21 protein-coding genes and 2 tRNA genes are annotated in these 22,782 nt (G+C 69.2%); 12 read left to right on the top strand and 11 right to left on the bottom strand.

The annotated features are described in order from the left end of the window. Window positions 1-28: 28 nt before the first annotated feature. A complete protein-coding gene (locus AB4Z01_RS13245) occupies window positions 29-1,105 on the bottom strand; it encodes a DNA topoisomerase IB (RefSeq protein WP_441694291.1) in 1,077 nt (358 codons plus the stop codon). Window positions 1,106-1,210: 105 nt separating this feature from the next. On the opposite strand from AB4Z01_RS13245, the gene AB4Z01_RS13240 reads away from it, so the two are divergent. After that, window positions 1,211-1,675 (top strand): YaiI/YqxD family protein, encoded by a 465-nt coding sequence (locus AB4Z01_RS13240; protein WP_441694372.1) that lies wholly within the window; start codon window positions 1,211-1,213, stop codon window positions 1,673-1,675. A gap of 4 nt (window positions 1,676-1,679) precedes the next feature. Here the strand turns inward: AB4Z01_RS13240 and AB4Z01_RS13235 are convergent, their stop codons facing one another. The 3 genes from AB4Z01_RS13235 to AB4Z01_RS13225 form a co-directional block, all read right to left on the bottom strand. Further along, window positions 1,680-2,852, bottom strand: coding sequence for a class I SAM-dependent methyltransferase (locus tag AB4Z01_RS13235; RefSeq protein WP_441694289.1), 1,173 nt, complete (start codon window positions 2,850-2,852; stop codon window positions 1,680-1,682). Between the two features lie 140 nt (window positions 2,853-2,992). Next, window positions 2,993-3,196: a hypothetical protein gene (locus tag AB4Z01_RS13230; RefSeq protein WP_441694288.1), complete on the bottom strand. Its 204-nt coding sequence runs from the start codon at window positions 3,194-3,196 to the stop codon at window positions 2,993-2,995. Between the two features lie 106 nt (window positions 3,197-3,302). Then, window positions 3,303-3,378 (bottom strand) — tRNA-Thr (locus tag AB4Z01_RS13225). A gap of 251 nt (window positions 3,379-3,629) precedes the next feature. On the opposite strand from AB4Z01_RS13225, the gene AB4Z01_RS13220 reads away from it, so the two are divergent. After that, on the top strand, window positions 3,630-3,767 hold the full coding sequence (locus AB4Z01_RS13220; RefSeq protein WP_441694287.1) for a DUF1127 domain-containing protein: 138 nt from the start codon (window positions 3,630-3,632) through the stop codon (window positions 3,765-3,767). 33 nt (window positions 3,768-3,800) lie between these two features. Here AB4Z01_RS13220 and AB4Z01_RS13215 read toward each other — a convergent pair. Next, a tRNA-Ser gene (locus tag AB4Z01_RS13215) sits at window positions 3,801-3,892 on the bottom strand. A gap of 325 nt (window positions 3,893-4,217) precedes the next feature. On the opposite strand from AB4Z01_RS13215, the gene dxs reads away from it, so the two are divergent. The 3 genes from dxs (at window position 4,218) to AB4Z01_RS13200 (ending at window position 7,276) form a co-directional block, all read left to right on the top strand. After that, window positions 4,218-6,134 carry a 1-deoxy-D-xylulose-5-phosphate synthase gene (gene dxs / locus AB4Z01_RS13210; RefSeq protein ID WP_441694285.1) on the top strand — a complete coding sequence of 639 codons (1,917 nt, stop codon included), beginning with the start codon at window positions 4,218-4,220 and terminating at the stop codon, window positions 6,132-6,134. A 147-nt stretch (window positions 6,135-6,281) separates the two neighbouring features. Next, window positions 6,282-6,848, top strand: coding sequence for a hypothetical protein (locus tag AB4Z01_RS13205; RefSeq protein ID WP_441694284.1), 567 nt, complete (start codon window positions 6,282-6,284; stop codon window positions 6,846-6,848). Between the two features lie 230 nt (window positions 6,849-7,078). After that, complete coding sequence (locus AB4Z01_RS13200) at window positions 7,079-7,276, top strand: hypothetical protein (RefSeq protein ID WP_441694282.1); 198 nt, start codon at window positions 7,079-7,081, stop codon at window positions 7,274-7,276. 82 nt (window positions 7,277-7,358) lie between these two features. On the opposite strand, the gene AB4Z01_RS13195 is transcribed toward AB4Z01_RS13200, so the two are convergent. Further along, complete coding sequence (locus tag AB4Z01_RS13195) at window positions 7,359-8,711, bottom strand: sigma-54-dependent transcriptional regulator (protein ID WP_441694280.1); 1,353 nt, start codon at window positions 8,709-8,711, stop codon at window positions 7,359-7,361. Continuing rightward, the gene (locus AB4Z01_RS13190; protein WP_441694278.1) at window positions 8,708-10,606 is read right to left on the bottom strand and encodes an ATP-binding protein; all 1,899 of its coding nucleotides are present in this window, start codon (window positions 10,604-10,606) and stop codon (window positions 8,708-8,710) included. Before AB4Z01_RS13190 ends, AB4Z01_RS13195 begins: the two co-directional genes overlap by 4 nt. A gap of 330 nt (window positions 10,607-10,936) precedes the next feature. Here AB4Z01_RS13190 and AB4Z01_RS13185 point away from each other — a divergent pair, with 330 nt between their 5' ends. Then, complete coding sequence (locus tag AB4Z01_RS13185) at window positions 10,937-12,262, top strand: dicarboxylate/amino acid:cation symporter (protein ID WP_441694276.1); 1,326 nt, start codon at window positions 10,937-10,939, stop codon at window positions 12,260-12,262. Window positions 12,263-12,313: 51 nt separating this feature from the next. On the opposite strand, the gene AB4Z01_RS13180 is transcribed toward AB4Z01_RS13185, so the two are convergent. Beyond that, window positions 12,314-12,895, bottom strand: a complete 582-nt coding sequence (locus AB4Z01_RS13180; RefSeq protein WP_441694274.1) for a hypothetical protein — start codon at window positions 12,893-12,895, stop codon at window positions 12,314-12,316. Between the two features lie 154 nt (window positions 12,896-13,049). Between AB4Z01_RS13180 and AB4Z01_RS13175 the strand changes: the two genes are divergently transcribed. After that, complete coding sequence (locus tag AB4Z01_RS13175) at window positions 13,050-14,120, top strand: hypothetical protein (protein WP_441694272.1); 1,071 nt, start codon at window positions 13,050-13,052, stop codon at window positions 14,118-14,120. Window positions 14,121-14,175: 55 nt separating this feature from the next. Here AB4Z01_RS13175 and AB4Z01_RS13170 read toward each other — a convergent pair whose 3' ends face one another. After that, complete coding sequence (locus tag AB4Z01_RS13170; RefSeq protein WP_441694270.1) at window positions 14,176-14,514, bottom strand: hypothetical protein; 339 nt, start codon at window positions 14,512-14,514, stop codon at window positions 14,176-14,178. A gap of 83 nt (window positions 14,515-14,597) precedes the next feature. Further along, window positions 14,598-15,641 carry a LacI family DNA-binding transcriptional regulator gene (locus AB4Z01_RS13165; protein WP_441694268.1) on the bottom strand — a complete coding sequence of 348 codons (1,044 nt, stop codon included), beginning with the start codon at window positions 15,639-15,641 and terminating at the stop codon, window positions 14,598-14,600. Between the two features lie 199 nt (window positions 15,642-15,840). Between AB4Z01_RS13165 and AB4Z01_RS13160 the strand changes: the two genes are divergently transcribed. The 4 genes from AB4Z01_RS13160 (at window position 15,841) to AB4Z01_RS13145 (ending at window position 20,448) form a co-directional block, all read left to right on the top strand. Continuing rightward, window positions 15,841-16,779 carry a carbohydrate ABC transporter permease gene (locus AB4Z01_RS13160; protein WP_441694266.1) on the top strand — a complete coding sequence of 313 codons (939 nt, stop codon included), beginning with the start codon at window positions 15,841-15,843 and terminating at the stop codon, window positions 16,777-16,779. 10 nt (window positions 16,780-16,789) lie between these two features. After that, window positions 16,790-17,686, top strand: coding sequence for a carbohydrate ABC transporter permease (locus tag AB4Z01_RS13155; RefSeq protein ID WP_441694265.1), 897 nt, complete (start codon window positions 16,790-16,792; stop codon window positions 17,684-17,686). A 38-nt stretch (window positions 17,687-17,724) separates the two neighbouring features. Further along, window positions 17,725-19,038 carry an ABC transporter substrate-binding protein gene (locus tag AB4Z01_RS13150; RefSeq protein ID WP_441694263.1) on the top strand — a complete coding sequence of 438 codons (1,314 nt, stop codon included), beginning with the start codon at window positions 17,725-17,727 and terminating at the stop codon, window positions 19,036-19,038. 66 nt (window positions 19,039-19,104) lie between these two features. After that, window positions 19,105-20,448 (top strand): alpha-glucosidase/alpha-galactosidase, encoded by a 1,344-nt coding sequence (locus AB4Z01_RS13145; protein ID WP_441694262.1) that lies wholly within the window; start codon window positions 19,105-19,107, stop codon window positions 20,446-20,448. A gap of 183 nt (window positions 20,449-20,631) precedes the next feature. Here AB4Z01_RS13145 and AB4Z01_RS13140 read toward each other — a convergent pair whose 3' ends face one another. Then, entirely contained in the window at window positions 20,632-21,552 is a 921-nt protein-coding gene (locus AB4Z01_RS13140; RefSeq protein ID WP_441694261.1) for a LysR substrate-binding domain-containing protein, read from the bottom strand. Between the two features lie 141 nt (window positions 21,553-21,693). On the opposite strand from AB4Z01_RS13140, the gene AB4Z01_RS13135 reads away from it, so the two are divergent. Next, window positions 21,694-22,782 (top strand): aspartate aminotransferase family protein (locus AB4Z01_RS13135; RefSeq protein ID WP_441694260.1); only part of this gene is annotated, 1,089 nt, incomplete at its 3' end.

Genomic DNA, 22,782 nt, shown 5'->3' with positions numbered 1-22,782 from the left:
CGGTCCTGTACGATTTGTAAGGAACAGGTCATGCGCCGGCGGCCGGCGCGGCCTCCAGCTTCTTCAGGAAGCGCAGCAGCGCGGCCTCGCCGCGGCGCCCCTCCGCATCGTCGCCGGGCGGCCAGCGCAGGGTGGTCGCGAGGCGACCGTCGAGGAAGGCCTCGACCACCTCCGGATGGACATAGCAGGCGCGGCACACGGCCGGAGTGTTGCCGAGCTGCGCCGACACCTCCTTGATGCAGCGTGCCACCGCGGCCTTGCTCGGCGGCGCCTCGGGATCCGCGGCCGACAGCAGCCGGGCGGCGAACAGCGTGCCGGCCCAGGTGCGGAAATCCTTTGCAGTGAAATCCTGGCCCGAGATCTCGCGCAGATACTGGTTCACGTCGTCCGATCCGACCGCATGCCGCTCGCCGTCGTCGCCGACATACTGGAACAGCCGGTAGCCGGGCAGGTCCTGGCAGGAGCGGATGATGCGGGCGATGCGGCGGTCGCGGAAGCCGGTGCGGTACTGCTTGCCGCTCTTGCCGCGGAACTCGAAATACACAGCGCCGCCCTCGACATCGGCATGGCGCTTGCGCAGTGTGGTCAGGCCGAAGCTCTTGTTCGCCTTGGCGTATTCGTCATTGCCGACGCGGATCAGAGTCGTCTCCAGCAGGCGAACGATAGCGGCCAGCACCTTGGTCCGGGTCAGGCCACGCTCGGCCAGGTCGGCGTCGACCCGTTTGCGGATGCGCGGCAGGGCGCGGCCGAAGGCGACCATGCGGCCGTACTTTGCCTCATCCCGGACCTCCTTCCATCGTGGGTGGTAGCGATACTGCTTGCGGCCGCGCTCATCGCGCCCGGTGGCCTGCAGATGGCCCAGCGGGTCGAGGCAGATCCAGACATCGGTATAGGCGGGCGGGATGGCCAGCTTGCGGATCCGGGCCAGCGTCTCGCGGTCACGAACCGGGCTGCCGTCCGGCATGCGGTAGGCGAAGCCCTTGCCGGATCGACGCCGTCGGATGCCGGGCTCGGTATCGGAGACGTAGTGAAGCCCATGGGCCTTCGCTTGCGCGGGTGGGGACGGATCGGGCAACGCGCCCAGCGATGCGGCGATGTCGGCCATTCGGGGAAGGCGGCTCCTGGGCGGGAAGGGCGCTTGGACCAACGGCCCCGCCGCCGCTATGGTTCCGGTCCCTTCCGCAATCGCAGAATCGCCGTGACCGCCCCGATCCGCATCCTCGTCGACGCCGATGCCTGCCCGGTGAAGGCTGAGATCTACCGCGTCGCCGAGCGCTACGAGCTGGACGTCTTCGTGGTGACCAATGGTGGGGTGCTGGTGCCGCGCGACCCGCGCATCCAACTGGTGATCGTCAGCGACGGCTTCGACGCGGCCGATGATTGGATCGCCGAGCGCTGCGGCCCGTCCGACATCGTGGTCACCGCCGACATCCTGCTGGCCGACCGCTGCCTGAAGTCGGGCGCAACGGTGATCGGCAACACCGGCCGGCCGTTCACCAAGGAATCGATCGGCATGGCCCTGGCCAGCCGAGCGCTGATGGCCGATCTGCGCGCCATGGGCACGGTCGGCGGCGGCAACAAGCCGATGGTGGCCAAGGACAAATCCACCTTCCTGTCGGCGCTCGACGCCGCCGTGGTCCGCCTGCGCCGTGCCCCGCCGCCGCGGCCGGGCTGAGGGCTTACGGGGTGAACTGCCCGTGCGGCGACACGATCATGTCCCGCGGAACGCCGGCCTGCAGCAGCCCTTCGCCGATCTGGCGCTCGGATGGGAAGCTGGAGATCACCACCTTGCGGCCGCTGCGCAGCACGTCGTCGGGCGCGATCACGGCATGGCGGCCGACGGTGTGGCCGTGCTTCTGGGTGTCGCGGTCGGTGATCGCCAGGATCCGGGCATGGCTCTCCAGCGAGGTGCGCTCCAGCATGGTCGAGGTGTGCAGCCCGGCGCCCCAGACATAGACCTCCTCACCAGGCCGGATACCGGCCTGCAGCCGTTCCTCGACCGCACCCCAGCGCCGCTTCTCGACCTCGCCATACGCCCGGCAGAAGGCGCGGTTCTTTTCGAAGCCATCGACCAGCGGCCGGTCGGGCTGCGGCGCCTGCTTGCGGGCCAGGACGGTGATTACCGGATAGGGGTAGTGCTCGACCGTGACTGGCGCCTGCAGGATGCCGAAGCCGGTGCGGGCCAGCAGGTTGTCCAGCGACGTCTCGTCGAAATAATTGACGTGCTCCATCATGAACAGGCCGGGCGGGTTGACCTCCGGCGCGGCCAGGCACGGCACCTCGAGCAGCAGCAGCCCGCCCTCGGCCAGGGCCGTGTGCACGCGGCGCAGCGTCGCCGCCGGGTCGTAGATGTGCTCCAGCACATGCGAGAAGGTGATCAGGTCCTGGCCGGGGCGATGCGGCAGCGCCTCCTCATCGCCGCCGAGGTCGACCTCGATGCCGTTGCGCTCGCGCGCCTGCTCGACCGCCTTGGGGGACAGGTCGCAGCCGGCGACGGCCCAGCCCAGCTTGCGGAAATGCCAGAGCATCGAGCCGCTGGAGGAGCCGACATCATACATCCGGCCGGGCCGCACGCCCTCGGCCTGGACCATTGCGAGCATCCGCCGGGCGGTGTCGATCAGGGGCGGATCGCCGCCGCCGAAGGCGGTGTAGTTGGAGAAGGTCTGGTACTGGCGCAGCATGGTCTCGGGCGACACCGCGGGGTCCTGCAGCGTCAGGCCGCAATCGGAGCAGCAGCGCAGCGCATAGGTGACGCGGCCGAGGCCGCAGACATCCATCGCCGTCTCGAACACCGTCTCGCCCTCGGTCGAGCCGCAGACGAAACAGGCGCGGCGGATCGTCGAATTCTGCATCAAAATCCCCCCGGAAACCCGATATGCCCGGAAACGCTTGGAAATTTCCGGATACGCTCAGAAACTTCGGCAGGATAAGGCGGCCGGGCCCGATCTGTCACGCCCGGTGCAGGGCACCCCGCGGGGGGTGAGGGGTCTGACTACGCCTCGACCAGATCGAGGCGCTTCTTAATCCGCTCGATGTCGCCGGCCATCCGGTCGAGCCGACGGGACACGCTGGCATACTGGCTTTCCAGATTGCCGATACGCTCCTTCAGTTCGACGAGATCCGTCTTGACCTCGGCGATGTCGCTGCGGATCGCACGGAGCAGATCCAGAACGATGTTGTCGGGCTTGTCGGTCATTTGTCGGCCAGAAGTGTCGATGGCTGTCGGCCAGCCTACACTAGAAATGGGGACGCTGCGGAAAGCGTAAAGAGCGCCGCCGCAGCCCGCGGAAGCCCAAAAAAATTGGTGCCGGATGCAGGGGTCGAACCCGCGACCTTCGGTTTACAAAACCGCTGCTCTACCGACTGAGCTAATCCGGCGCCGGCCCATTCCCTAACGAGTCCCGCCGCCGCTGTCCAGCGGGGAGGCGGCCGTCGCGCGACACGCTGGCTGGCCCGGGTCCCCCGGCTCTATCATTCCTGGAGCGGGTCTGGCTGTGGGGCCGGCGATGTGGAGTATCGGTTCGACCGCGCCCGGCGTCCGGGGCGAACTGGCCGGGCGGAGCGCCAATGACAACAACGCACCCGGGACCATGCGGCCCGGGCCGGCCGTGTCATTGGAGTGGCGCCTGATGCTGGCCTTGGAGGACGCGCTGGAACGAATCCGTCAGCGCCGCGCCCTGGCCGGCCTGTCGGAGCCGGATCTGGAGGATCTCGGCTGGACCCGCGGCGACGCGCTGGCCGAACTGTCGAAGCCGTTCTGGCGGTAAGTGGCCTGCCACCCGAAGCCGTCAGGCGTAGGGTGGCGGAGGGACCGGGATTCGAACCCGGGCACGGGATTTCTCCCGTGGACGGTTTAGCAAACCGTTGCCTTCAGCCGCTCGGCCACCCCTCCGTCGAGCGGCAGCGCCGCTCGGTCCGGGGTTCTAAGGGGACGGAGCAGGCTTGTCAATGACGGCTCGCGGCCCGTCCGGGCCGGCTCCGCTGCAGTCCGGACCAAGACGTGGCGCAGCGGCGTCAGGGTGTGGCAAATCGGCATCCGGTCATGCCCTTGTCACCGGATTTTCTTGATCGCGCCACCGCTCCCCTATAGTGCTGGAACGACTATGGGGCAGGAAAATGATGGGTGCTTCGGCCGAAGGTCTGCCGTCACGGTGGGAGAGAGACCGATGCCGAAGTCGCCCGAACCGCCGGACCAATCCTGCCGAAAGCGAAGCTGAATGAAGCCAGTCACGCCGCTGCTCGACGCCATCCACACCCCCGAAGACCTCCGACTCCTGCCGGCTTCCGACGTGAAGCAGGTTGCTGATGAGCTCAGGGCAGAGACCATTGACGCGGTCTCGACCACGGGCGGTCATCTCGGTGCCGGACTCGGTGTGGTCGAGCTCACCGTTGCCCTGCACCGGGTGTTCGACACCCCTCGGGACAAGCTGATCTGGGATGTCGGCCACCAGGCCTATCCGCACAAGATCCTGACCGGGCGCCGTGACCGCATCCGCACCCTGCGCCAGGGCGGCGGCCTGTCCGGCTTCACCAAGCGGTCGGAGAGCGAGTACGACCCGTTCGGCGCCGCGCACAGCTCGACCTCGATCTCGGCCGGCCTCGGCATGGCCGTCGCGCGCGACCTGAAGGGCGAGGACTTCCGAGTCGTCGCCGTGATCGGCGACGGCGCGATGAGCGCCGGCATGGCCTATGAGGCGATGAACAATGCCGGCGCGCTGAAGAGCCGCCTGGTCGTCATCCTCAACGACAACGACATGTCGATCGCCCCGCCGGTCGGCGCCATGAGCGCCTATCTGTCGCGGCTGATCTCCTCGCGCTCCTACCGCTCGCTGCGCCACCTGATGCGCGACGTCACCGCGGTGTTCCCGAAGCCGGTGGCGCGCGCCGCCAAGCGGGCCGAGGAATACGCCCGCGGCTTCGTCACCGGCGGCACGCTGTTCGAGGAGCTGGGCTTCTACTATGTCGGCCCGATCGACGGGCACAATCTCGACCACCTGCTGCCGGTGCTCGAGAATGTCCGCGACGCCGATGATGGCCCGGTGCTGGTCCATGTCGTCACCCAGAAGGGCAAGGGCTACGGCCCGGCCGAGGCGGCGCCGGACAAGTATCACGGCGTCAGCCGCTTCGACGTCATCACCGGGGCCCAGGCCAAGCCGAAGAGCAATGCGCCGAGCTACACCGGCGTCTTCGCCCAGGCGCTGGTCCAGGAGGCGGAGGCGGATGAGCGCATCGTCGCCGTCACCGCCGCCATGCCGTCCGGCACCGGCCTGGACAAGTTCGCCCAGCGCTTCCCGAACCGCACCTTCGACGTCGGCATCGCCGAGCAGCATGCGGTGACCTTCGCCGCGGGCATGGCGACGGAAGGCTTCAAGCCGTTCTGCGCGATCTACTCGACCTTCCTGCAGCGCGCCTACGACCAGGTGGTGCACGACGTGGCGATCCAGCACCTGCCGGTGCGCTTCGCCATCGACCGCGCCGGGCTGGTCGGCGCCGACGGCGCCACCCATGCCGGCGCCTTCGACATCCCCTATCTCGGCTGCCTGCCCGGCATGGTGCTGATGGCTGCGGCCGACGAGGCCGAGCTGGTGCACATGGTGGCGACCGCCGCCGCGCTGGACGACCGGCCCTCGGCCTTCCGCTACCCGCGCGGCGACGGCGTCGGCGTCGAGCTGCCGGCCCGCGGCCAGCCGCTGGCGCTCGGCAAGGGCCGCGTGCTGCGCGAGGGCACCACCATCGCGCTGCTCAGCTACGGCACCCGGCTGCAGGAATGCCTGGCGGCGGCCGAGGTTCTCGGCGGGATGGGCCTGTCGACCACCGTCGCCGATGCCCGTTTCGCCAAGCCGCTCGACACCGAGCTGGTCGGCCAGCTGGCCCGCCACCATGCCGTGCTGATCACGGTGGAGGAGGGGGCCGAGGGCGGCTTCGGCAGCATCGTGCTGCACCATCTGGCCCGCGCCGGCCTGTTGGACCACGGGCTGAAGATGCGGCCGATGACGCTGCCGGACCGGTTCCAGGACCATGAGAAGCCGGAGCTGCAATACGCCGAGGCCGCGCTGTCGGCGCAGGACATCGTCGCCACCGCCGCCGCCGCGCTCGGTCTCGACACGCCGGCCACCGGTGTGATCCGCGCCTGACCGCTTCCGCTGCTTTTTGGATGAACGGCCGTTCCGATCCGTCGGTGCGGCCGTTTTCCTTTCTGCGGGCCGATTTCCCGTGCGGCGGAAGCGGCGCATCGGCGATGATGGCCGTCGAATCGATCCTGTGGGGACGGGAAGGGGGACATGATGAGGCTGCGGCATGCCATCCTGGGGGTGGCTGCGATCACGGCGCTGGGCGCCTGCGTGCCGGCATCCGGGGAGACCAAGCCGCCCGTTGCGGCGGCTGCTCCGGCCGCGGCGCAGGCGGCAGCGGTCACCGGGATCGAGGCATTCCGCGGCTCCTGGGTCGGCGCCAGCCAGGGCGAGGGAGACACCCGCCGCGCCGCGGCGCTGGTGATCGACGCCTCGGCCGATGGCGGCCTGTTCCTGCGCTGGCGCAGCGCCGAGGGGCCGCGTGACGGCGCGGACAATGACGACCAGCTCAAGATGCGCGAGAACACCGCGGTCTTCGCGCCCGGCAAGTCGCCGAATGTCTGGACCGCCAAGCTGGACAGCGGCGCCCAGGCCAAGGCGCGGCTGGAAGGATCGGTGCTGACCACGGAGCTGACGGCGAAGTCCGGCGGCAAGACCGAGCTGCAGACTTACCGCCGCACTTTGACCGCGCCCGGCAAGCTGTCGCTGCATTACACCCGGACGGTCGGTGGCAAGGTCGAAAACACGATCGACGCGGATTTCGTCAAGCTGCCGTGAGATTGGAGTAAGCACGTCGTTTTGCGTTGCCCCTTCCTCGCCGTCATTGCGAGGAGGCGAAGCCGACGAAGCAATCCAGGGGCCGGTGCGAGCGGCCCTGGATTGCTTCGCTGCGCTCGCAATGACGATGTTTGGAATCTGAAAAGGTCTCGCTTGGCAGCAGAGGCAACGGTGATTTGCCTTCGATTCCGTTTGGCCTCACCCTGTCGTCGGTCTGGAATAGGTTGACCATGACGACCGACCCGCCGCCGACGTCGAAGCTTGAAGGCCTTGCCGACAAATCCGCTGAGGATCGCCGCCGTGCCTTCATGGCGATGCTCCGGGAAGCCGAGCAGGAGGGTGACCGCGACGGGACGGTGACGTTGGACGAACTCTTGGCGGAGTTGGATCAGGTCATTGCCGAGGCCAAGCGACACCGATCCGGCTGACGGATTGGATCACCGCGCCTCCTGTCAGGCCGGGGGCCCTGCGGTGACGCCTTCCCGCTCGGTCCGCACGGATCCAATGCGCTCAACCCGCCCTCTTTCCGATCGGCTCCGCCCGATACTCGTTCGGGTCGATGCCGTGGCGGGTGAGCTTGTCGTAGAAGGTCTTGCGGGGCAGCCCGAGGGCCTCGGTCGTGGCCCGCACATCGCCGCGATGCGCCGCCAGCGCCTCGCGCAGCAGGGCCGCCTCGTAGCGCTCGACCCGTTCCGGCAGGCTGGCCGGCGTCTCCGCCGGGGCCGGGGAGTCGATCCTGTCGAGGCCCAGCGCCACCCGGTCGGCGAAATGCGCCAGCTCGCGGACATTGCCCGGCCAGTCATGGTCCAGCAGATGCCGCCGCACTACGTCGCCGAGCGGCGGCGGGTCGCGGCGGAAGCGCTCGGCGGCGCGGGCCAAGAAATGCGCGAACAGCAGCGGGATGTCGGCCCGGCGTTCGCGCAGCGGCGGGATGCGCAGCGTCACCACGTTGAGCCGGTAATAGAGGTCGGCCCGGAACTTCCCCTCCTGCGACGCCGCGGCGAGGTCGGTCTTGGTGGCGGCGACCACGCGCAGGTCCAGCGGCCGGCGCTCATTGGTGCCGAGTGGCTCCACCGCCCGTTCCTCCAGCACCCGCAGCAGCTTCACCTGCAGCGCCGCCGGCATGCTCTCGACCTCGTCCAGGAACAGGGTGCCGCCATCGGCATGCTCGATCCGGCCGATCCGGCGCTTCTGCGCCCCGGTGAAGGCGCCGGCCTCGTGGCCGAACAGCTCGCTCTCGATCACGCTCTCCGGCAGCGCGCCGCAGTTCAGCGCCACCAGCGGCTTCGACCGGCGGCGGCTCCAGCGGTGCAGCGCCTCGGCCACCACCTCCTTGCCCGATCCGGTCTCGCCCAGCACCAGCACGTCGACATCGGCGTCGGCGACGTTGCGCACGGCATCGCGCAGCCGCGCCATCTCCGGCGTGTCGCCGAGGAAGGCGAGATCGTCGGCCTCTTCGAGTTGCGCCTTCAGCCGGCGGTTCTCGATCACCAGGCGCCGCTTCTCCACGGCCCGGCGGACGCTGTCGACCAGCCGCTCGGCCGGATAGGGCTTGGCCAGGAAGTCGTAGGCGCCGTCCCGCATGGCGCCGACCGCCATGGCGATGTCGCCATGCCCGGTGATCAGGATCACCGGCAGGTCGGGATCGAGCTCCCTGAGCCGCCCGAACAGCGCCAGGCCGTCGGTCTCCGGCATGCGGATGTCCGTGACCACGGCGCCCGGGAAGTCGCGCTCGACAGTCGCCAGTGCCGCCCGGGCGGAGGCCAGTGCCGTGACCTCGAAGCCGGCCAGCTCGAGGCTCTGGACATTGGCGTGCCGGATCTCGGCCTCGTCGTCGACGAAGACCACCTGCCCCGCGCTCATGGCGCCCGCTTCAGGGTGACGGAGAACACGGCGCCGCCGCCATCGCGGTTTGCGGCGGCGATGCTGCCGCCGAACTCGCGCGCGATGTCCTGGCAGATCACCAGACCGAGGCCGAGCCCGGCCGGCTTGGAGGTGGCGAAGGGGATGAACAGCGCCTTCATCGTATCGGGGGCGATGCCCTTGCCGGTGTCGGACACCGCGATCCTAACCTCTTCGACCCCCCCAGCGTCCACGGCGACGTCCACCGCGATGCGGATCTCGGGGTGAGATCGGCCCTCGACGGCGTCGAGTGCGTTCTGCAGCAGGTTGACCAGGATCTGCTCCAGCCGCACCCGCTCGGCCACCACCCGGACGTCGCCGGGCGGCAGATCCTGCACCAGCCGCACCGACTGGCGGCGGATGCGCGGCCGGGTCAGCAGCAGCGCGCCCTCGACCGCATCGGCGCAGGAGGTCGCCTCGACCCGGCCGGTCGCCTTGCGCGAGAAGGCGCGCAGATGCTGGGTGATGGCGCCGACCCGATCGGTCAGCCCGGCGATGGTCGACAGGTTCTCGCGCACCGCTGCAGGCTTGTCGCGTTCCAGGAACACCGAGGCGTTGTCGGCATAGGCGCGGATCGCCGCCACCGGCTGGTTGATCTCATGCGCCACGCTGGCCGCGACCTGGCCCAGGATCGCCAGGCGGTTGGCCTGGGTCAACTCCTCCTGCAACTGCTGCCGGCGCTGCTCGCTGCGGCGCCGCTCCTCCATCTCCTCGGTCAGGCGCTGATTGGCGTCGTTCAGCGCCCGGGTGCGCTCGGCGACCCGGCGCTCCAGCTCCGCCTGCGCCGCCGCCTGCCGGGCCGTGTTGGTCAGGGCGCGGTTGCGGCGGTACAGCAAGGCGGCCGCGGCGGCCAGCGCCAGCAGCGTCACCAGCCCGGCGATCAGCCTGGTGTCCATCACGGCGCGGCCGACGGAAGGCGAGGTCGGCGCCAGCAGGTGCAGGGTCCAGCCGGTGGTCGGCACCGGGGCGGCGAGGGCCAGGAAGCGCCCAGCCATCCGCGCGCCCGGCAGGGTCGCGGTCACCGCCTCGGGCCGGGGCGAGGCCGCATCCGGCGCGATCGGCAGCGGGTCGAGCGGCGCGCCGCCGTATTGCAGGCTCTCGCGCACCGCTGCGCGCTCTTCCTCCGGCAGTGGGCCGAAGCTGCGGAAGCGCCACTCCGGCACGTCGGTCAGCAGCACCACGTTGCGTTCGTCGGTGACGAAGGCGGTCTCGGCGAAGCGGCCCCAGGCCTCCTCCATCTCGTCGAACTCGACCTTGACCACGATCACGCCCAAGAGCCCGTTCGGCCCGTCGATCCGGCGCGACAGGTACGAGCCCGGCTTGCGGCTCATCGTGCCCATGGCGAAGAACTCGGCCCCGCCGGTCTCGACCGCGCGCTGGTAATAGCCGCGGAAGGCGTAGTGCTGGCCGACGAAGCTGATCCGCTCACGCCAGTTGCTGGCGGCGATCGCGGTGCCGCCGCGGTCCAAGAGATAGATCACTGCCGCCCGCGTGCCCCGGCTCAGTGCCTCGAACTTGGCATTGATCCCGTCCAGCCGCTGCCGGTCGTTGGCGGCGGTCAGCGCGGTGCGGACATCCGGGTCCTGGGCCAGCACGAAGGGCAGCGAGCGCTGCTTCTCCAGCTCGCTGCGCAGCATGGCGACATGCAGCCCCAGCGCCGCCGCGGCCGAGCGCGCGATCTCGTCCTCCGCCCGGTCGCGCCCAACCGGCCCGGCCTGCCAGATCACGGCCGCGAACAGGGTGGCGCCGACCGCGGCGAACACCGCCCAACTGCGCCACCGGTGCGGCGCGGCCGGCGCCGCGACCGCGGGCCGGGCCGGGGCTGTGGCGGTCAGGGGACGGTCGACTGCGGTCATGCCGTCCAGCCTAGCACCGCGCTCTCTGCGTTACCTCTCCCGCTTGGGGGCATTGCGAATGCTCCGGCGAGCCTGTGCGGATCTCCGCTTCAGCCGGGGCAGGCTTGTGCGAGTTTCCGCACAGATCCGCTTCCGATGGCCGGCCGTCTTCGAAGAATGGCCCTTTCCCATCAACAAGATGGCGAAAATCGGATGGATCGGGAGCAGAGTGGCACAGGGCTTGCGCCGTCCGGGGGGCCGTCCGTAAGAAGGGGCCATCCCCGGGGCGGCAGGAAACCCCAAGCCGGCGTCGCGGCCATCGCGGCCCGCGCGCCCCGAGGAGTGTGTGCCATGGCCACTGCCGATGCCGCCCCGCGTCCCCCCTTGCCGTTCTACCGCCATCTCTACGTCCAGGTGCTGATCGCGGTCGTGATCGGCATCCTGCTCGGCCACTTCTATCCTGATCTCGGCGCGGCGATGAAGCCGCTCGGCGACGGCTTCATCAGCCTGGTCAAGATGATCATCTCGCCGGTCATCTTCCTGACCGTCGTCACCGGCATCGCCGGCATGCACGACCTGGAGAAGGTCGGGCGGGTCGGCGCCAAGGCGCTGGGCTATTTCCTGGTGTTCTCGACGCTGGCGCTGATCGTCGGGCTGGTGATCGCCAGCCTGGTGCAGCCGGGCGCCGGCCTGAACATCGACCCGGCCACGCTCGATGCCAAGGCGGTCGAGGGCTACGCCAGCAAGGCGCATGACCAGTCGATCGTCGGCTTCCTGACCGGCATCATCCCGACGACGATGTTCAGCGCCTTCGTCGGCGGCGACATCCTTCAGGTGCTGTTCGTCTCGGTGCTGTTCGGTGTCGGCCTGGCCATGACCGGCGAGAAGGGCGCCCCGGTGCTGGGCTTCCTGAAGGCCGTATCGGCCGCGGTGTTCAAGGTCGTCCACATCCTGATGAAGGTGGCGCCGATCGGGGCCTTCGGCGCCATGGCCTTCACCATCGGCAAGTTCGGCATCGGGTCGGTCGTCAACCTGGCCTTCCTGGTCGGCACCTTCTACGCGACCTCGATCATCTTCGTCGTGGTCGTGCTCGGCGCCGTCGCCCGCTACAACGGCTTCTCGGTGCTGGCCCTGATCCGCTACATCAAGGCCGAGCTGCTGCTGGTGCTGGGCACCAGCTCGTCCGAGGCGGCGCTGCCCTCACTGATGGAGAAGATGGAGCGGGCGGGCTGCGCCAAGCCGGTGGTCGGCCTGGTGATCCCGACCGGCTACTCCTTCAACCTCGACGGCACCAACATCTACATGACCATGGCGGCGCTGTTCATCGCCCAGGCGACGAACACGCATCTGTCGCTGGGCGACGAGATCCTGCTGCTGGCGGTGGCGATGCTCAGCTCCAAGGGCGCGGCCGGCGTCACCGGATCGGGCTTCATCACCCTGGCGGCGACGCTGTCGGTGGTGCCGACCGTGCCGGTCGCCGGCATGGCGCTGATCCTCGGCGTCGACCGCTTCATGTCGGAGTGCCGGGCGCTGACCAACTTCATCGGCAACGCCGTCGCCGCCGTCGTGGTCGCCCGCTGGGAAGGTGCGCTCGACGAGACGCGGCTGCGGGCCGCCCTCGCCGGCGACCCGCTGCCGGCGCCGGATGAGGCCACGGTCCCCGCCCCGGCGGAGTGAGGCAAGGGGGCGGACGGCGATATCATTGCCGCCCGCCCGCCGGCCGCAGCGTCAGGCCGCTTCCTCGACCTCGTCGATCGTGTCTGCCACCGTGCTCTCCGCCGCCTCGGCCAGGGCCCGGACCCGAGCCTCGGTCGGCTCGATGCCGTGCTCCTCGAGATAGACTTTTGCGGTCGCGAGGGTGGAGGCGGGAAGGTCGGGACCGGCATCATCGGTCGCGCGGTTCACCACGACGAGGAAGTCGATCGTCTCCTCGAAGGTGACCTTGCCGTCGGCGTGGGCCGCCTCGATGAAGCCGCGGATCTCGCGCTCCTGCTTCCGGGTCAGACCCCTGTATTCATGGCTGTCGAGGCCACCGAGCACGATCCGGAGATGGTTGTCGGCCGATTCCGCATCGGTGGCGGCGGTGTCGAGCATGCAGAAATAGCTCGCCTTGAGCATGATGGCCCGCACCAAGCCCTGGCGGGTGTCCTCGTCGAGCTCCGGGGTCAGCGACAGCTCGGTGCCCGTGCTCAGGATCCTGGCATATCGGGTGAGCTCCGCCCGCAGTGCTGCGTGGTCGAGCGGCTGGTCGGATTCGAATTCGACAGTGTCGATGATGTCGTCGATCGGGAAGCGCTGCGTATCGGTCATCGGCTGGGCTCGTCTGTGGTCGAAAAGGTGAGGCCAAGTATTGGCCGCGCCTCAGCAGGCGACGCATGACGATGTCTGATGGAAACATGTGCGAGGAGCATGGGCCGCCGGAAGGCGGTCCGACGTGTAGGACCCACAGTGAGGGAGATCCAGCGTGATCCTGCGATGTGCCGCAATCCTTGTCCTGGCCGCGACGGCCATGCTGGCCTCGGTGCCGCCGCTTCGAGCCGCTGATGAGAGCCCGCCCGAGAAGCCGGTCAAGGAGGTCGCCGACCAGCGCCTGACGGTGACCACGCCGGCCGGCACCGGCGACTTGGCCCTGTATGTCTCGCGCGATTGGTCGCGGCCGCTTCCGGGCGTCACCCGGGCGGTGATCGTCATCCACGGCCGGCTGCGCAACGCCGATGTCTACCGCGCCTCGGCCGAGAAGGCCCTGGCCGCGGCGGGGGAGGCGGGTCAGGCCGCGATCCTGGTGGTGCCGCAGTTCCTCGCGGAGGTCGATGCGCAAGCCCATCATCTGTCGGCCGACACCCTGCGCTGGGGCACCACCGGCTGGGAGGGCGGCAGCGACGCCAAGGGTCCTGCGCCGATCAGCGCTTTCGCCGGGCTCGACGCGATCCTGGCCAGGCTGGCCGACCGCACGCTGTTCCCGAACCTGACGACGATCGTGGTGGCCGGCCATTCCGGTGGCGGTCAGGTGGTGCAGCGCTACGCCATCCTCGGCCAGGGCGAGACAGTACCGATCGCGGCCGGCGTCGCCGTGCGCTACGTCGTCGCCAACCCGTCCTCCTACGCCTATTTCAACCGCGACCGGCCGGACGGGGAGGGCGGCTTCGCTCCCTTCGCCGGCGCCGCCGCCTGCCCGAAATTCGACCGCTGGAAATACGGCATGACCGATCTGCCCGCCTATGCCGGGACGGCGACCCCGGCGGCGTTGGAGCAGGCCTATCTGGGCCGCGACGTCACCTATCTGCTGGGCACCGCCGACACCGACCCGAACCACCCGGCGCTGGACAAGAGCTGCATGGCGGAGGCGCAGGGGCCCTACCGCCTCGCCCGCGGCGAGGCCTATGTGCAGTATCTGCGCGGCCGCCATCCGGACGGGTTTCGGCAGCGGCTGCTGCTGGTCCAGGGCGTCGGCCATGACGGCGACCGCATGCTGACCTCGGCCTGCGGCCTGGCCGCGCTGTTCGACCGGCCGGGCTGCGCGCCCCCGACTCCGTAACATCCGACACCGTGATATCCGGGCCGGGGCGGCGTGGCACCGCCCCGGCATCCGGTCACTCGTGCACGGTGTATTTTCCGGTCTGGCAGAGGTCGACGCCGTTGTTCTCAGCTGTCCGGCCGTCCTCGAACACCGTCTTCAGGTCATAGGTGCAGGTGCGCCGGCCGTCGCCGATGGTCACCGTCACCTCGTTGCCGGCGGGCAGGTACTTGCCCTCCAGCAGGTTGTCCTCCCAATCGTCGACATTGACCGGCGACACGTAGAACTCCGTGGCGCTGACCGTGGTGGCGTTGGTGAGGGTGAACTCCAGGTCGTCGGCGGAGGCCGGGGCGGCGAAGATCATCAGGCCGCCGATCACGGCCGCGGCCAAGCCGCAGGAACGGAAATTCCGCATTTTTTATCCCTTATGAAACCACGTTCGGAAATCCTGCGAACGCGCCTCAATAATACATCAAATTCAACGGAAAGGTACCGGACCTAGGGGCCGGATCGCCGCTTCGCGCCGCAGGAATCGCGGATCACCAGCTCGGTCGGCAGGGCGATGCGGCGCTGGTCGACCGTCTCGCCCTTGAGCAGGCGGATCAGCAGCTGCGCCGCCTGGCGGCCCTGCTCGACCCCCGGGTTGCGCACCGTGGTCAGGGCCGGGCGCAGAAGGGCGGCGAAGGGCAGGTCGTCGAAGCCGACCAGGGCGACGTCGTTCGGCACCGACAGTCCGGCATCGGTCAGCGCCGCCAGGGCGCCCAGCGCGATGGTGTCGTTGCCGGCCAGGACCGCTGTCGGACGCACGCCGCCGCGGTCCAGCAGCTCGCGCATCGCCCGGTGGCCGCTCTCGGCGCTGAAGGCGCCATAGGCGACCAGCCGGTCGTCCGGTTCGATGCCATGGGCGCGCAGCGATTCACGGTAGGAGTTCAGCCGCGCATCGGTGGCGACGAAGCCGGGCGGCGAGAAGCCGATATGGGCGATCGCCCGGTGTCCAAGCCCGATCAGATGATCCATCGAGCGGCGGATGGCGCGGCGGGTGGAGAAGTTGCAGGCGTGCTCGCGCGGGTGGCGGACCGAGCCCAGCAGCACCAGCGGGAAGCCCTGGTCGATCAGCGCATGGATCTGCGGCGCGTCGGTCGGCGGGTTCAACACGATCAGCCCGTCAATCCGCCGGCCCTCCACCAGCTCGGCATAGGCATGCGGGCCGGCGCCGGGCTCGACCCCTTCCAGCAGGATGCGATAGCCGCTCTCGCTCGTCGCCTGGCTGATGCCGTACAGCAGCTGCGGCACGAAGCCATCGACAGCCAGCACCTGCGGGTCGGTGACCACCAGGCCGATGGTCTCGGTGTCGCCGCGCACCAGCATCCGCGCCGCCGAATTCGGCCGGTAGCCCAACGCGGCCGCTGCCTCCAGCACGCGCTGCCGGGTCTCGGCGCTGATCGTCACCGCTTTCGACCGGTTCAGCACCATCGAGACGGTGGCGCGCGACACCCCGGCCCGGCGGGCGACATCGTGGCTGGTGACCCTGCGTCGTTCCATGTCCATCCGCTTCATGGGCGCCCGGCCGACCGGAACGCCCCGCCCGCTGTGCCATGCCGGTCGGCGCTTGACAAGCCGGCCGGATCTCGTTTGACTATAGCTAACACGTGTTAGTAACGATACTGACACGTGTCATCCGCAGACAGAAGCCCCGCTTTCCATGGAATGCAGGGGCCCGATCCGGGGAGGATGGTCGAGGATGGTGGCAGCGGAGTTAAGCAGGCCGGCGGCCGCCGCCGGCTGGCTGCGATCCCGCCCGAAGCTGCGGGCGGCGCTGCAGCGCAACGTGACCGGCTGGCTGTTCATCCTGCCGGCGCTGATCGGCTTCGCGGTCTTCTACCTGTACCCGACGCTGCGGGCGGTCGAGATCAGCCTGACCGACTGGAACCTGATGCGGGCGCCGAAATTCATCGGCTTCGACAACTACGTGAAGCTGATCGACGACCCACGCTTCTGGCAGTCTGCGCGCATCACCATCGCCTATGTGCTCTACAACATCCCGCTGCAGACCTTGCTCGGCCTCGTCCTCGCGGTGCTGATGGACCGGCTCAGCAAATCGGTGGCGCTGCGGGCGGTGGTGATCGCGCCCTATCTGCTGTCCAACGTCATCGCCGCGCTGATCTGGCTGTGGCTGCTCGATCCGCTGCTGGGCATGACCAACGTCTTCCTCGGGCTGATCGGCGTGCCGCGCCAGTCCTTCCTGGCGACGTCGGACCTGGCCATCATGTCGATCGCCGGGATCAACATCTGGCGCCATGTCGGCCTCACCGCCCTCCTGTTCTATGCCGGGCTGCAGGCCATCCCGCGGTCGCTGTACGAGGCGGCGCGGCTGGAAGGGGCGGGGGAGTGGGTGGTGTTCCGCCGCATCACCCTGCCGCTGCTGCGCCCGGTGCTGGTGTTCGTGCTGGTGACCAGCGTGATCGGGTCGTTCCAGGTGTTCGACACCATCGCCGTCACCACCCAGGGCGGGCCGGCAAACTCGACCAGCGCGATCATCTGGTACGTCTACGAAAGCGCCTTCCGCTTCTCGAAGATGGGCTATGCCTCGGCGATGTCGGTGGCGCTGTTCGCGGTGCTGATCCTGATCACCATGCTGCAGATGCGGGCGCTGCGCGCCGGCAGCTCGGATCTCGAGTGAGGGACGCGCCATGACCGCGATCGCCCTGCCGCAAGCCTCCGCCTTCCGCTTCTCCCCCGGCCGCATTTTTGCCTGGGCGGTGCTGGGGGCGTTCATCGTCTGCTCGCTGTTCCCGCTCTGGATCACGCTGAAGACGGCGCTGGTACCGACCTCGACCCTGTTCGACCAAGCGACGCTCATGGTGCCGGTCGAGGTGACCCTCGACAATTTCCGCCGGGTGCTGGGCCTGGCGCCGGTCAACCCGGCCACCCCGTCGACGCCGATCAACTTCGCCCTGGCCCTGCGCAACAGCCTGATCTTCACGCTGCTGACGGTGGGCGGGCAGATCTTCTTCTCGGCGCTGGCGGCCTATGCCTTCGCCCGGATCCGCTTCATCGGGTCGACGGTGATCTTCTACCTGTTCATCGCCGCCACGATGATCCCGGCGATCGTGCTGTTCATCCCCAACTTCGTGCTGATCAAGGAGCTGGGCTGGCTGAACACCTTCCAGGGCATGGTGGCGCCGACCATCCTGATGTCGCCCTTCGCCGTGTTCTTCCTGCGCCAGTTCTTCCTGACCACCCCGCGTGAGCTGGAAGAGGCGGCGCGGATCGACGGCGCCACGCCGTTCCGCACCTTCTGGTCGGTGGTGCTGCCGGTGCACAAGAGCGCCATCGCCACCCTGGCGATCCTGCTGTCGATCAACGCCTGGAACGACTTCTTCTGGCCGTTCCTGGTCGGGCGCGACGCCGATGTCCGGGTGATGTCGGTGGCGCTGGCCGCCTTCAAGACCCAGCAGCAGAACGGCAACCCGGACTGGACCGGGCTGATGGCCGGCACCGTGCTGTCGATCGTGCCGGTGATCGTGCTGCTGGTGCTGTTCGGCCGGCGCGTCGTCGAATCCCTGCAGTTCAGCGGGCTGAAATGACCCGCGGCATCAACAAACGAGATCGGAGGAGGCCCGAGATGCGTGTGAGCCTGTCGAGGACCCTGTTTCTATCAGTGGCGGCGATGTCCCTGGCCGGCGCTGCCCGGGCGGAGACCCAACTGAACTATTGGCTCTGGGATGCGATGCAGGCGCCGCACTACCAGGCCTGCGGCGACGCCTTCCACGCCAAGCACCCCGACATCACCGTCAAGGTGACGCAGTATGGCTGGCTCGACTACTGGACCACGCTGTCGACCGGCTTCGTCTCCGGTGAGGCGCCGGACGTCTTCGCCGACCATCTGCGCTCCTACCCCGAATTCGTCGCCAACGAGCAGATCATGGACCTGACGCCCATGATCGAGCGCGACAAGGTCGACACCAAGATCTACAGCCCCGGACTGGTCGATCTGTGGACGCGCGACGGCAAGCTCTACGGCATGCCGAAGGACTGGGACACGGTGGCCCTGGTCTACAACAAGGAGATGCTCGACAAGGCCGGGGTGACGGTCGACGAGCTGCGCGCCGCGACCTGGAACCCGAAGGACGGCGGCAGCTTCGAGAAGATCCTGGCCAAGCTGTCGCTGGACGCCAGCGGCAAGCGCGGCGACGAGGCCGGCTTCGACCCCAAGAACGTCGTCCAGTACGGGCTGATCACCCCGAAGATCGACGGCTATGGCCAGACGCAGTGGAGCTGGCTGGCGGTTTCGGCCGGCTTCAAGTTCACCGACGGGCCCTGGGGCACCAAGTATCACTATGACGACCCGGTGCTGGCCGAGACCCTGACCTGGCTGCGCGACCTGTCGCTGAAGAAGGGCTACGGCCTGCCGCAGAAGGATGTCGGCGCCCTCGGCGGCACCGCGTTGCTCGGCGCCCGCAAGGGGGCGATCGTCGCCGACGGCTCGTGGAACTCCACCTGGTACGGCAAGAACGTCTCCTTCGCCTACGGCTTCGTGCCGCTGCCGACCGGGCCGCAGGGCCGCAAGAGCATGTTCAACGGCCTCGGCGATTCGATCTGGACCGGCACCAAGCACCCGGACGAGGCCTGGGAATGGGTCAAGTTCCTCGGCTCCGCCGACTGCCAGAACATCATCGGCAAGGCCGGCGTGGTGTTCCCAGCGATCCCGGCGGCCGCCAAGATCGCCCAGGACGCCTTCGCCGAGCGCGGCCAGGACGTCACCGCCTTCACCAGCGAGGCGACGCCGGACCAGACCTTCCTGTACCCGATCACCGACTACTCGCCGCAGATCCTGTCGACCATGAATGTGGCCTTCGATCGGATCTTCCTCGAGGACGTGCCGGTCGCGCCGCTGCTGAAGGACGCGAACGACCAGGTCAACGCTCTGTTCCAATAACCCTTCGATCCATCCGGCCCGCGGCCGCCGCGCCGCGGGCACCTTCCGCCAACCGGGACTCTCCGCATGACCTCTCCCAAGATCACCTTCATCGGCGCCGGCAGCACGGTCTTCGCCAAGAACCTGATCGGCGACATCCTGTCCTATCCGGAGCTGGCGGATGCGCGCATCACCCTCTACGACATCGATCCGGAGCGGCTGGCCACCTCCGAGACCGTGGCCCGGCGCATCGCCGAGTCGCTGAAGGCTCCGGCGACGATCGAGGCGACGACCGACCGCGCCCGGGCGCTGGACGGCGCCGACTACGCCATCACCATGATCCAGGTCGGCGGCTACAAGCCCTGCACGGTGACCGATTTCGAGGTGCCGAAGACCTACGGGCTGCGCCAGACCATCGCGGACACGCTCGGCATCGGCGGCATCATGCGGGCGCTGCGCACCGTGCCGGTGCTGCTGGAGCAGGCCCGGGACATGGAGCGGCTGTGCCCGGACGTGACCCATCTGCAATATGCCAACCCGATGGCGATGAACTGCTGGGCGCTGAACCGGGCGACGAAGATCAAGACCGTCGGCCTGTGCCACAGCGTGCAGGGCACGGCGGCGGAGATCGCCGAGGACATCGGCGTGCCGGTCGAGGAGATCAGCTATCTCTGCGGCGGCATCAACCACATGGCCTTCTACCTGAAGTTCGAGCGCAACGGCGAAGACCTGACGCCCCTGATCCGCAAGGTGGTGGAGGAGGGGCGGGTGCCGGAGTGGAACCGCGTCCGCTACGACATGTTCCTGCGGCTCGGCTACTTCGTCACCGAATCCAGCGAGCATTTCAGCGAATACGTGCCCTGGTACATCAAGCGCGGGCGCGAGGAGATCGTCGACCGGTTCAACATCCCGCTCGACGAGTACATCACCCGCTGCGAGCGCCAGATCGACAAATGGGGCGCGCTGAAGGCCCAGCTGCAGGACCCGTCGGTGCCGCTGGAAATCCGGCGCAGCGTCGAATACGGCTCGACCATCATCCGCGCCAAGGAGACGGGGCAGCCGGCGGTGATCTACGGCAACGTGCAGAATGGCGGGCTGATCGAGAACCTGCCGTCCGACTGCACGGTCGAGGTGCCCTGCCTGGTCGACCGCAACGGCGTGCAGCCGATCGGCATCGGCCGGCTGCCGCCGCATCTGGCGGCGCTGATGCAGACCAACATCAACGTCCAGTCGCTGGCGGTCGAGGCGCTGCTGACCGGCAACCGCGACCACATCTACCACGCCGCCATGCTGGACCCGCACACGGCGGCGGAGCTGGACCTCGACCAGATCTGGAAGCTGGTCGACGACCTGCTGGCCGCGCATGGCGAGTGGATCCCCGAGGCGCTGCGCCCGACGGCCAAGGCGGCGCCGCTGCTGCGGGTGGCGTAGGAGACCTTTCAGACTACCAAAACACCGTCATTGCGAGCGCAGCGAAGCAATCCAGAGGCCCCACGTGCTGGCCCCTGGATTGCTTCGTCGGCTTCGCCTCCTCGCAATGACGGCGAGGGATGGGCGTTGTGAGCAGGTCCCATCATCACGCGGGAGAGGCAACGCGAGGCGCTGCCGGCTGCCCTAACCTCCGACCATGCGCGCCGCACTCTCCATCAGCCACGCGCGCACGACCTCCACGCCCTCCCTTCTGGCCGAGCCGCGGGCGACGCCCAGCCAATAGGCGGTCCAGGACAGGCCCAACCCCGGGAACGGGGCGACCAGCCGGTGACCGTGCAGCGCGTCCTCGGCCAGCACGTCGCTCTCCAGCACCACGCCCAGGCCCTTCACCGCCGCCTCGATGGCGACATGTGACGGGTCGAGCTGCAGCGTGCCGGCGAACGCTTCGTCCAGCGTCACGCCCTGGCGGCGGAACCAGCCCTCCCAGGACATACGGTTGTCGCGGGTGACGATCAGCGGCAGGGCCAGCAGGTCGCGCGGCGCGCGCAGATCGGCGCGAGCGGCCAGCGCCGGGGCGCAGAGCGGCTGGATCGTCTCGGCCAGCAGCGGCACAGCCGTGGCGGGCGGATGGTCGCCGTACCAGATCACCAGGTCGACCCCGTCGGCCTCCGAGCGGCCGCCGCTCTCGGTGGCGAGGCGCAGGTCGGCATGGACCCGGATGTCGATCTCCGGATGCTCGGCCAGGAAGGCGGGCAGGCGGGGCAGCAGCCAGCTTCCGGCCAGCGACGGCGGGGTGCGCAGCAGCACCACCTCGGACCGGCGGGCGCGCCGGCCACGGCGGGCGGCGGTCTCGACCGCCTCGGCCAGGGCGTCGAAGCTGCCGCCGATCCGGCCGAACAGCTCGGCGCCGTCGGGCGACAGCACCACGCCGCGGCCGACCCGGGTGAACAGCCGCAGGCCCAGCCTTGCCTCCAGGATCCGGACCTGGTGGCTGACCGCCGACGGGGTCAGCGCCAGCTCCGCCGCCGCCGCCCGGAAGCTCTCCAGGCGGGCGGCGGCCTCGAAGGCGGCGAGCGCGCGCAGCGGCAGGGGCGACCGGCTCATCGGTTGATGAATGGTGAACTGTCCTCACGAGTCCAGCGAATTCTCTGCGTTTGCGGCGGGCTGGAGCGGGGCGGAGGATATCGTTACGCGGCGCGCCACGCCGGCCGCGTCCTCCGCCGCAGCGTGGCCCGGAGCCCAGCCATGGACCAGTTCGCCGCCGCCCCCGACACCACCTTCTGGACCCGCGCCCGCCGCCATCTGCTGCGCTATGGCGGCGACTTCGTGCCCTTCGTCCCGGTGCGGGCCGAGGGCGCGTTCCTCTGGGACGCCGCCGGCCGCCGGGTGCTGGACTTCACCTCCGGCCAGATGAGCGCCATCCTCGGCCACTCCCACCCGGAGATCGTGGCCACGGTGCGCGACGGGGTCGGACGGCTGGACCACCTGTTCTCCTCGATGCTGTCTGCCCCGGTGGTCGACCTGGCCGAGGCCCTGGCCGGGCTGGTGCCGGGCCTGCCGAAGGTCATGCTGCTGTCGACCGGCGGCGAGTCGAACGAGGCGGCGATCCGGTTGGTCAAGCTGGTCACCGGCAGATGGGAGATCGTGGGCTTCACCCAGTCCTGGCACGGCATGACCGGCGCCGCCGCGGCCGCCACCTACAAGGCCGGGCGGCACGGCACCGGCCCGCTGATGCCCGGCCAGTTCGCGATCCCCGCGCCGAACCCGTATCGCCCGCGCTTCCCCGGCGTCGATTGGCGGCAGGAGCTGGACGATGGCTTCGACCTGCTGGACCGGCAGAGCACCGGCAACCTCGCCGCCTTCATCGCCGAGCCGATCCTCAGCAGCGGCGGCGTTCTCGACCTGCCGCCGGGCTATCTGGCGGCGCTGCAGGCGCATTGCCGGGCCCGCGGCATGCTGCTGATCCTGGACGAGGCGCAGACCGGCATCGGCCGCACCGGCCTGATGTTCGCCTTCGAGCGCGACGGCGTGGTGCCCGACATCCTGACCCTGTCGAAGACACTGGGCGCCGGGCTGCCGCTGGCCGCGATGATGACCAGCGAGGCGATCGCCGCCGAAGCCGAGGCGCGCGACTTCCTGTTTTATACCACCCACGTCAACGACCCACTGCCCGCCGCGATCGGGCTGAAGGTGCTGGAGATCGTGGCCCGCGACCGGCTGGCAGCCCGGGCGGCCGAGGCTGGGTCCCGGCTGATCGAGGGCCTGCGCGGGCTGCGGCGACGCCATTCCTGCATCGGCGACGTCCGCGGCCGCGGGCTGCTACTGGGGCTGGAG

This window comes from Inquilinus sp. YAF38 (genome assembly GCF_052113205.1).
Lineage (GTDB): Bacteria > Pseudomonadota > Alphaproteobacteria > DSM-16000 > Inquilinaceae > Inquilinus.
This window is presented reverse-complemented; position numbering and strand designations above follow the sequence as displayed.

Bases quoted from the DNA above. Each gene is read 5' to 3' on its own strand.
- AB4Z01_RS13245 (WP_441694291.1), bottom strand. From the start codon at position 1,105: ATGGCCGACATCGCCGCATCGCTGGGCGCGTTGCCCGATCCGTCCCCA.
- AB4Z01_RS13235 (WP_441694289.1), bottom strand. From the start codon at position 2,852: ATGCAGAATTCGACGATCCGCCGCGCCTGTTTCGTCTGCGGCTCGACC.
- AB4Z01_RS13230 (WP_441694288.1), bottom strand. From the start codon at position 3,196: ATGACCGACAAGCCCGACAACATCGTTCTGGATCTGCTCCGTGCGATC.
- AB4Z01_RS13220 (WP_441694287.1), top strand. From the start codon at position 3,630: ATGCTGGCCTTGGAGGACGCGCTGGAACGAATCCGTCAGCGCCGCGCC.
- dxs (WP_441694285.1), top strand. From the start codon at position 4,218: ATGAAGCCAGTCACGCCGCTGCTCGACGCCATCCACACCCCCGAAGAC.
- AB4Z01_RS13205 (WP_441694284.1), top strand. From the start codon at position 6,282: ATGATGAGGCTGCGGCATGCCATCCTGGGGGTGGCTGCGATCACGGCG.
- AB4Z01_RS13200 (WP_441694282.1), top strand. From the start codon at position 7,079: ATGACGACCGACCCGCCGCCGACGTCGAAGCTTGAAGGCCTTGCCGAC.
- AB4Z01_RS13195 (WP_441694280.1), bottom strand. From the start codon at position 8,711: ATGAGCGCGGGGCAGGTGGTCTTCGTCGACGACGAGGCCGAGATCCGG.
- AB4Z01_RS13190 (WP_441694278.1), bottom strand. From the start codon at position 10,606: ATGACCGCAGTCGACCGTCCCCTGACCGCCACAGCCCCGGCCCGGCCC.
- AB4Z01_RS13185 (WP_441694276.1), top strand. From the start codon at position 10,937: ATGGCCACTGCCGATGCCGCCCCGCGTCCCCCCTTGCCGTTCTACCGC.
- AB4Z01_RS13180 (WP_441694274.1), bottom strand. From the start codon at position 12,895: ATGACCGATACGCAGCGCTTCCCGATCGACGACATCATCGACACTGTC.
- AB4Z01_RS13170 (WP_441694270.1), bottom strand. From the start codon at position 14,514: ATGCGGAATTTCCGTTCCTGCGGCTTGGCCGCGGCCGTGATCGGCGGC.
- AB4Z01_RS13165 (WP_441694268.1), bottom strand. From the start codon at position 15,641: ATGGAACGACGCAGGGTCACCAGCCACGATGTCGCCCGCCGGGCCGGG.
- AB4Z01_RS13160 (WP_441694266.1), top strand. From the start codon at position 15,841: ATGGTGGCAGCGGAGTTAAGCAGGCCGGCGGCCGCCGCCGGCTGGCTG.
- AB4Z01_RS13155 (WP_441694265.1), top strand. From the start codon at position 16,790: ATGACCGCGATCGCCCTGCCGCAAGCCTCCGCCTTCCGCTTCTCCCCC.
- AB4Z01_RS13150 (WP_441694263.1), top strand. From the start codon at position 17,725: ATGCGTGTGAGCCTGTCGAGGACCCTGTTTCTATCAGTGGCGGCGATG.
- AB4Z01_RS13145 (WP_441694262.1), top strand. From the start codon at position 19,105: ATGACCTCTCCCAAGATCACCTTCATCGGCGCCGGCAGCACGGTCTTC.
- AB4Z01_RS13140 (WP_441694261.1), bottom strand. From the start codon at position 21,552: ATGAGCCGGTCGCCCCTGCCGCTGCGCGCGCTCGCCGCCTTCGAGGCC.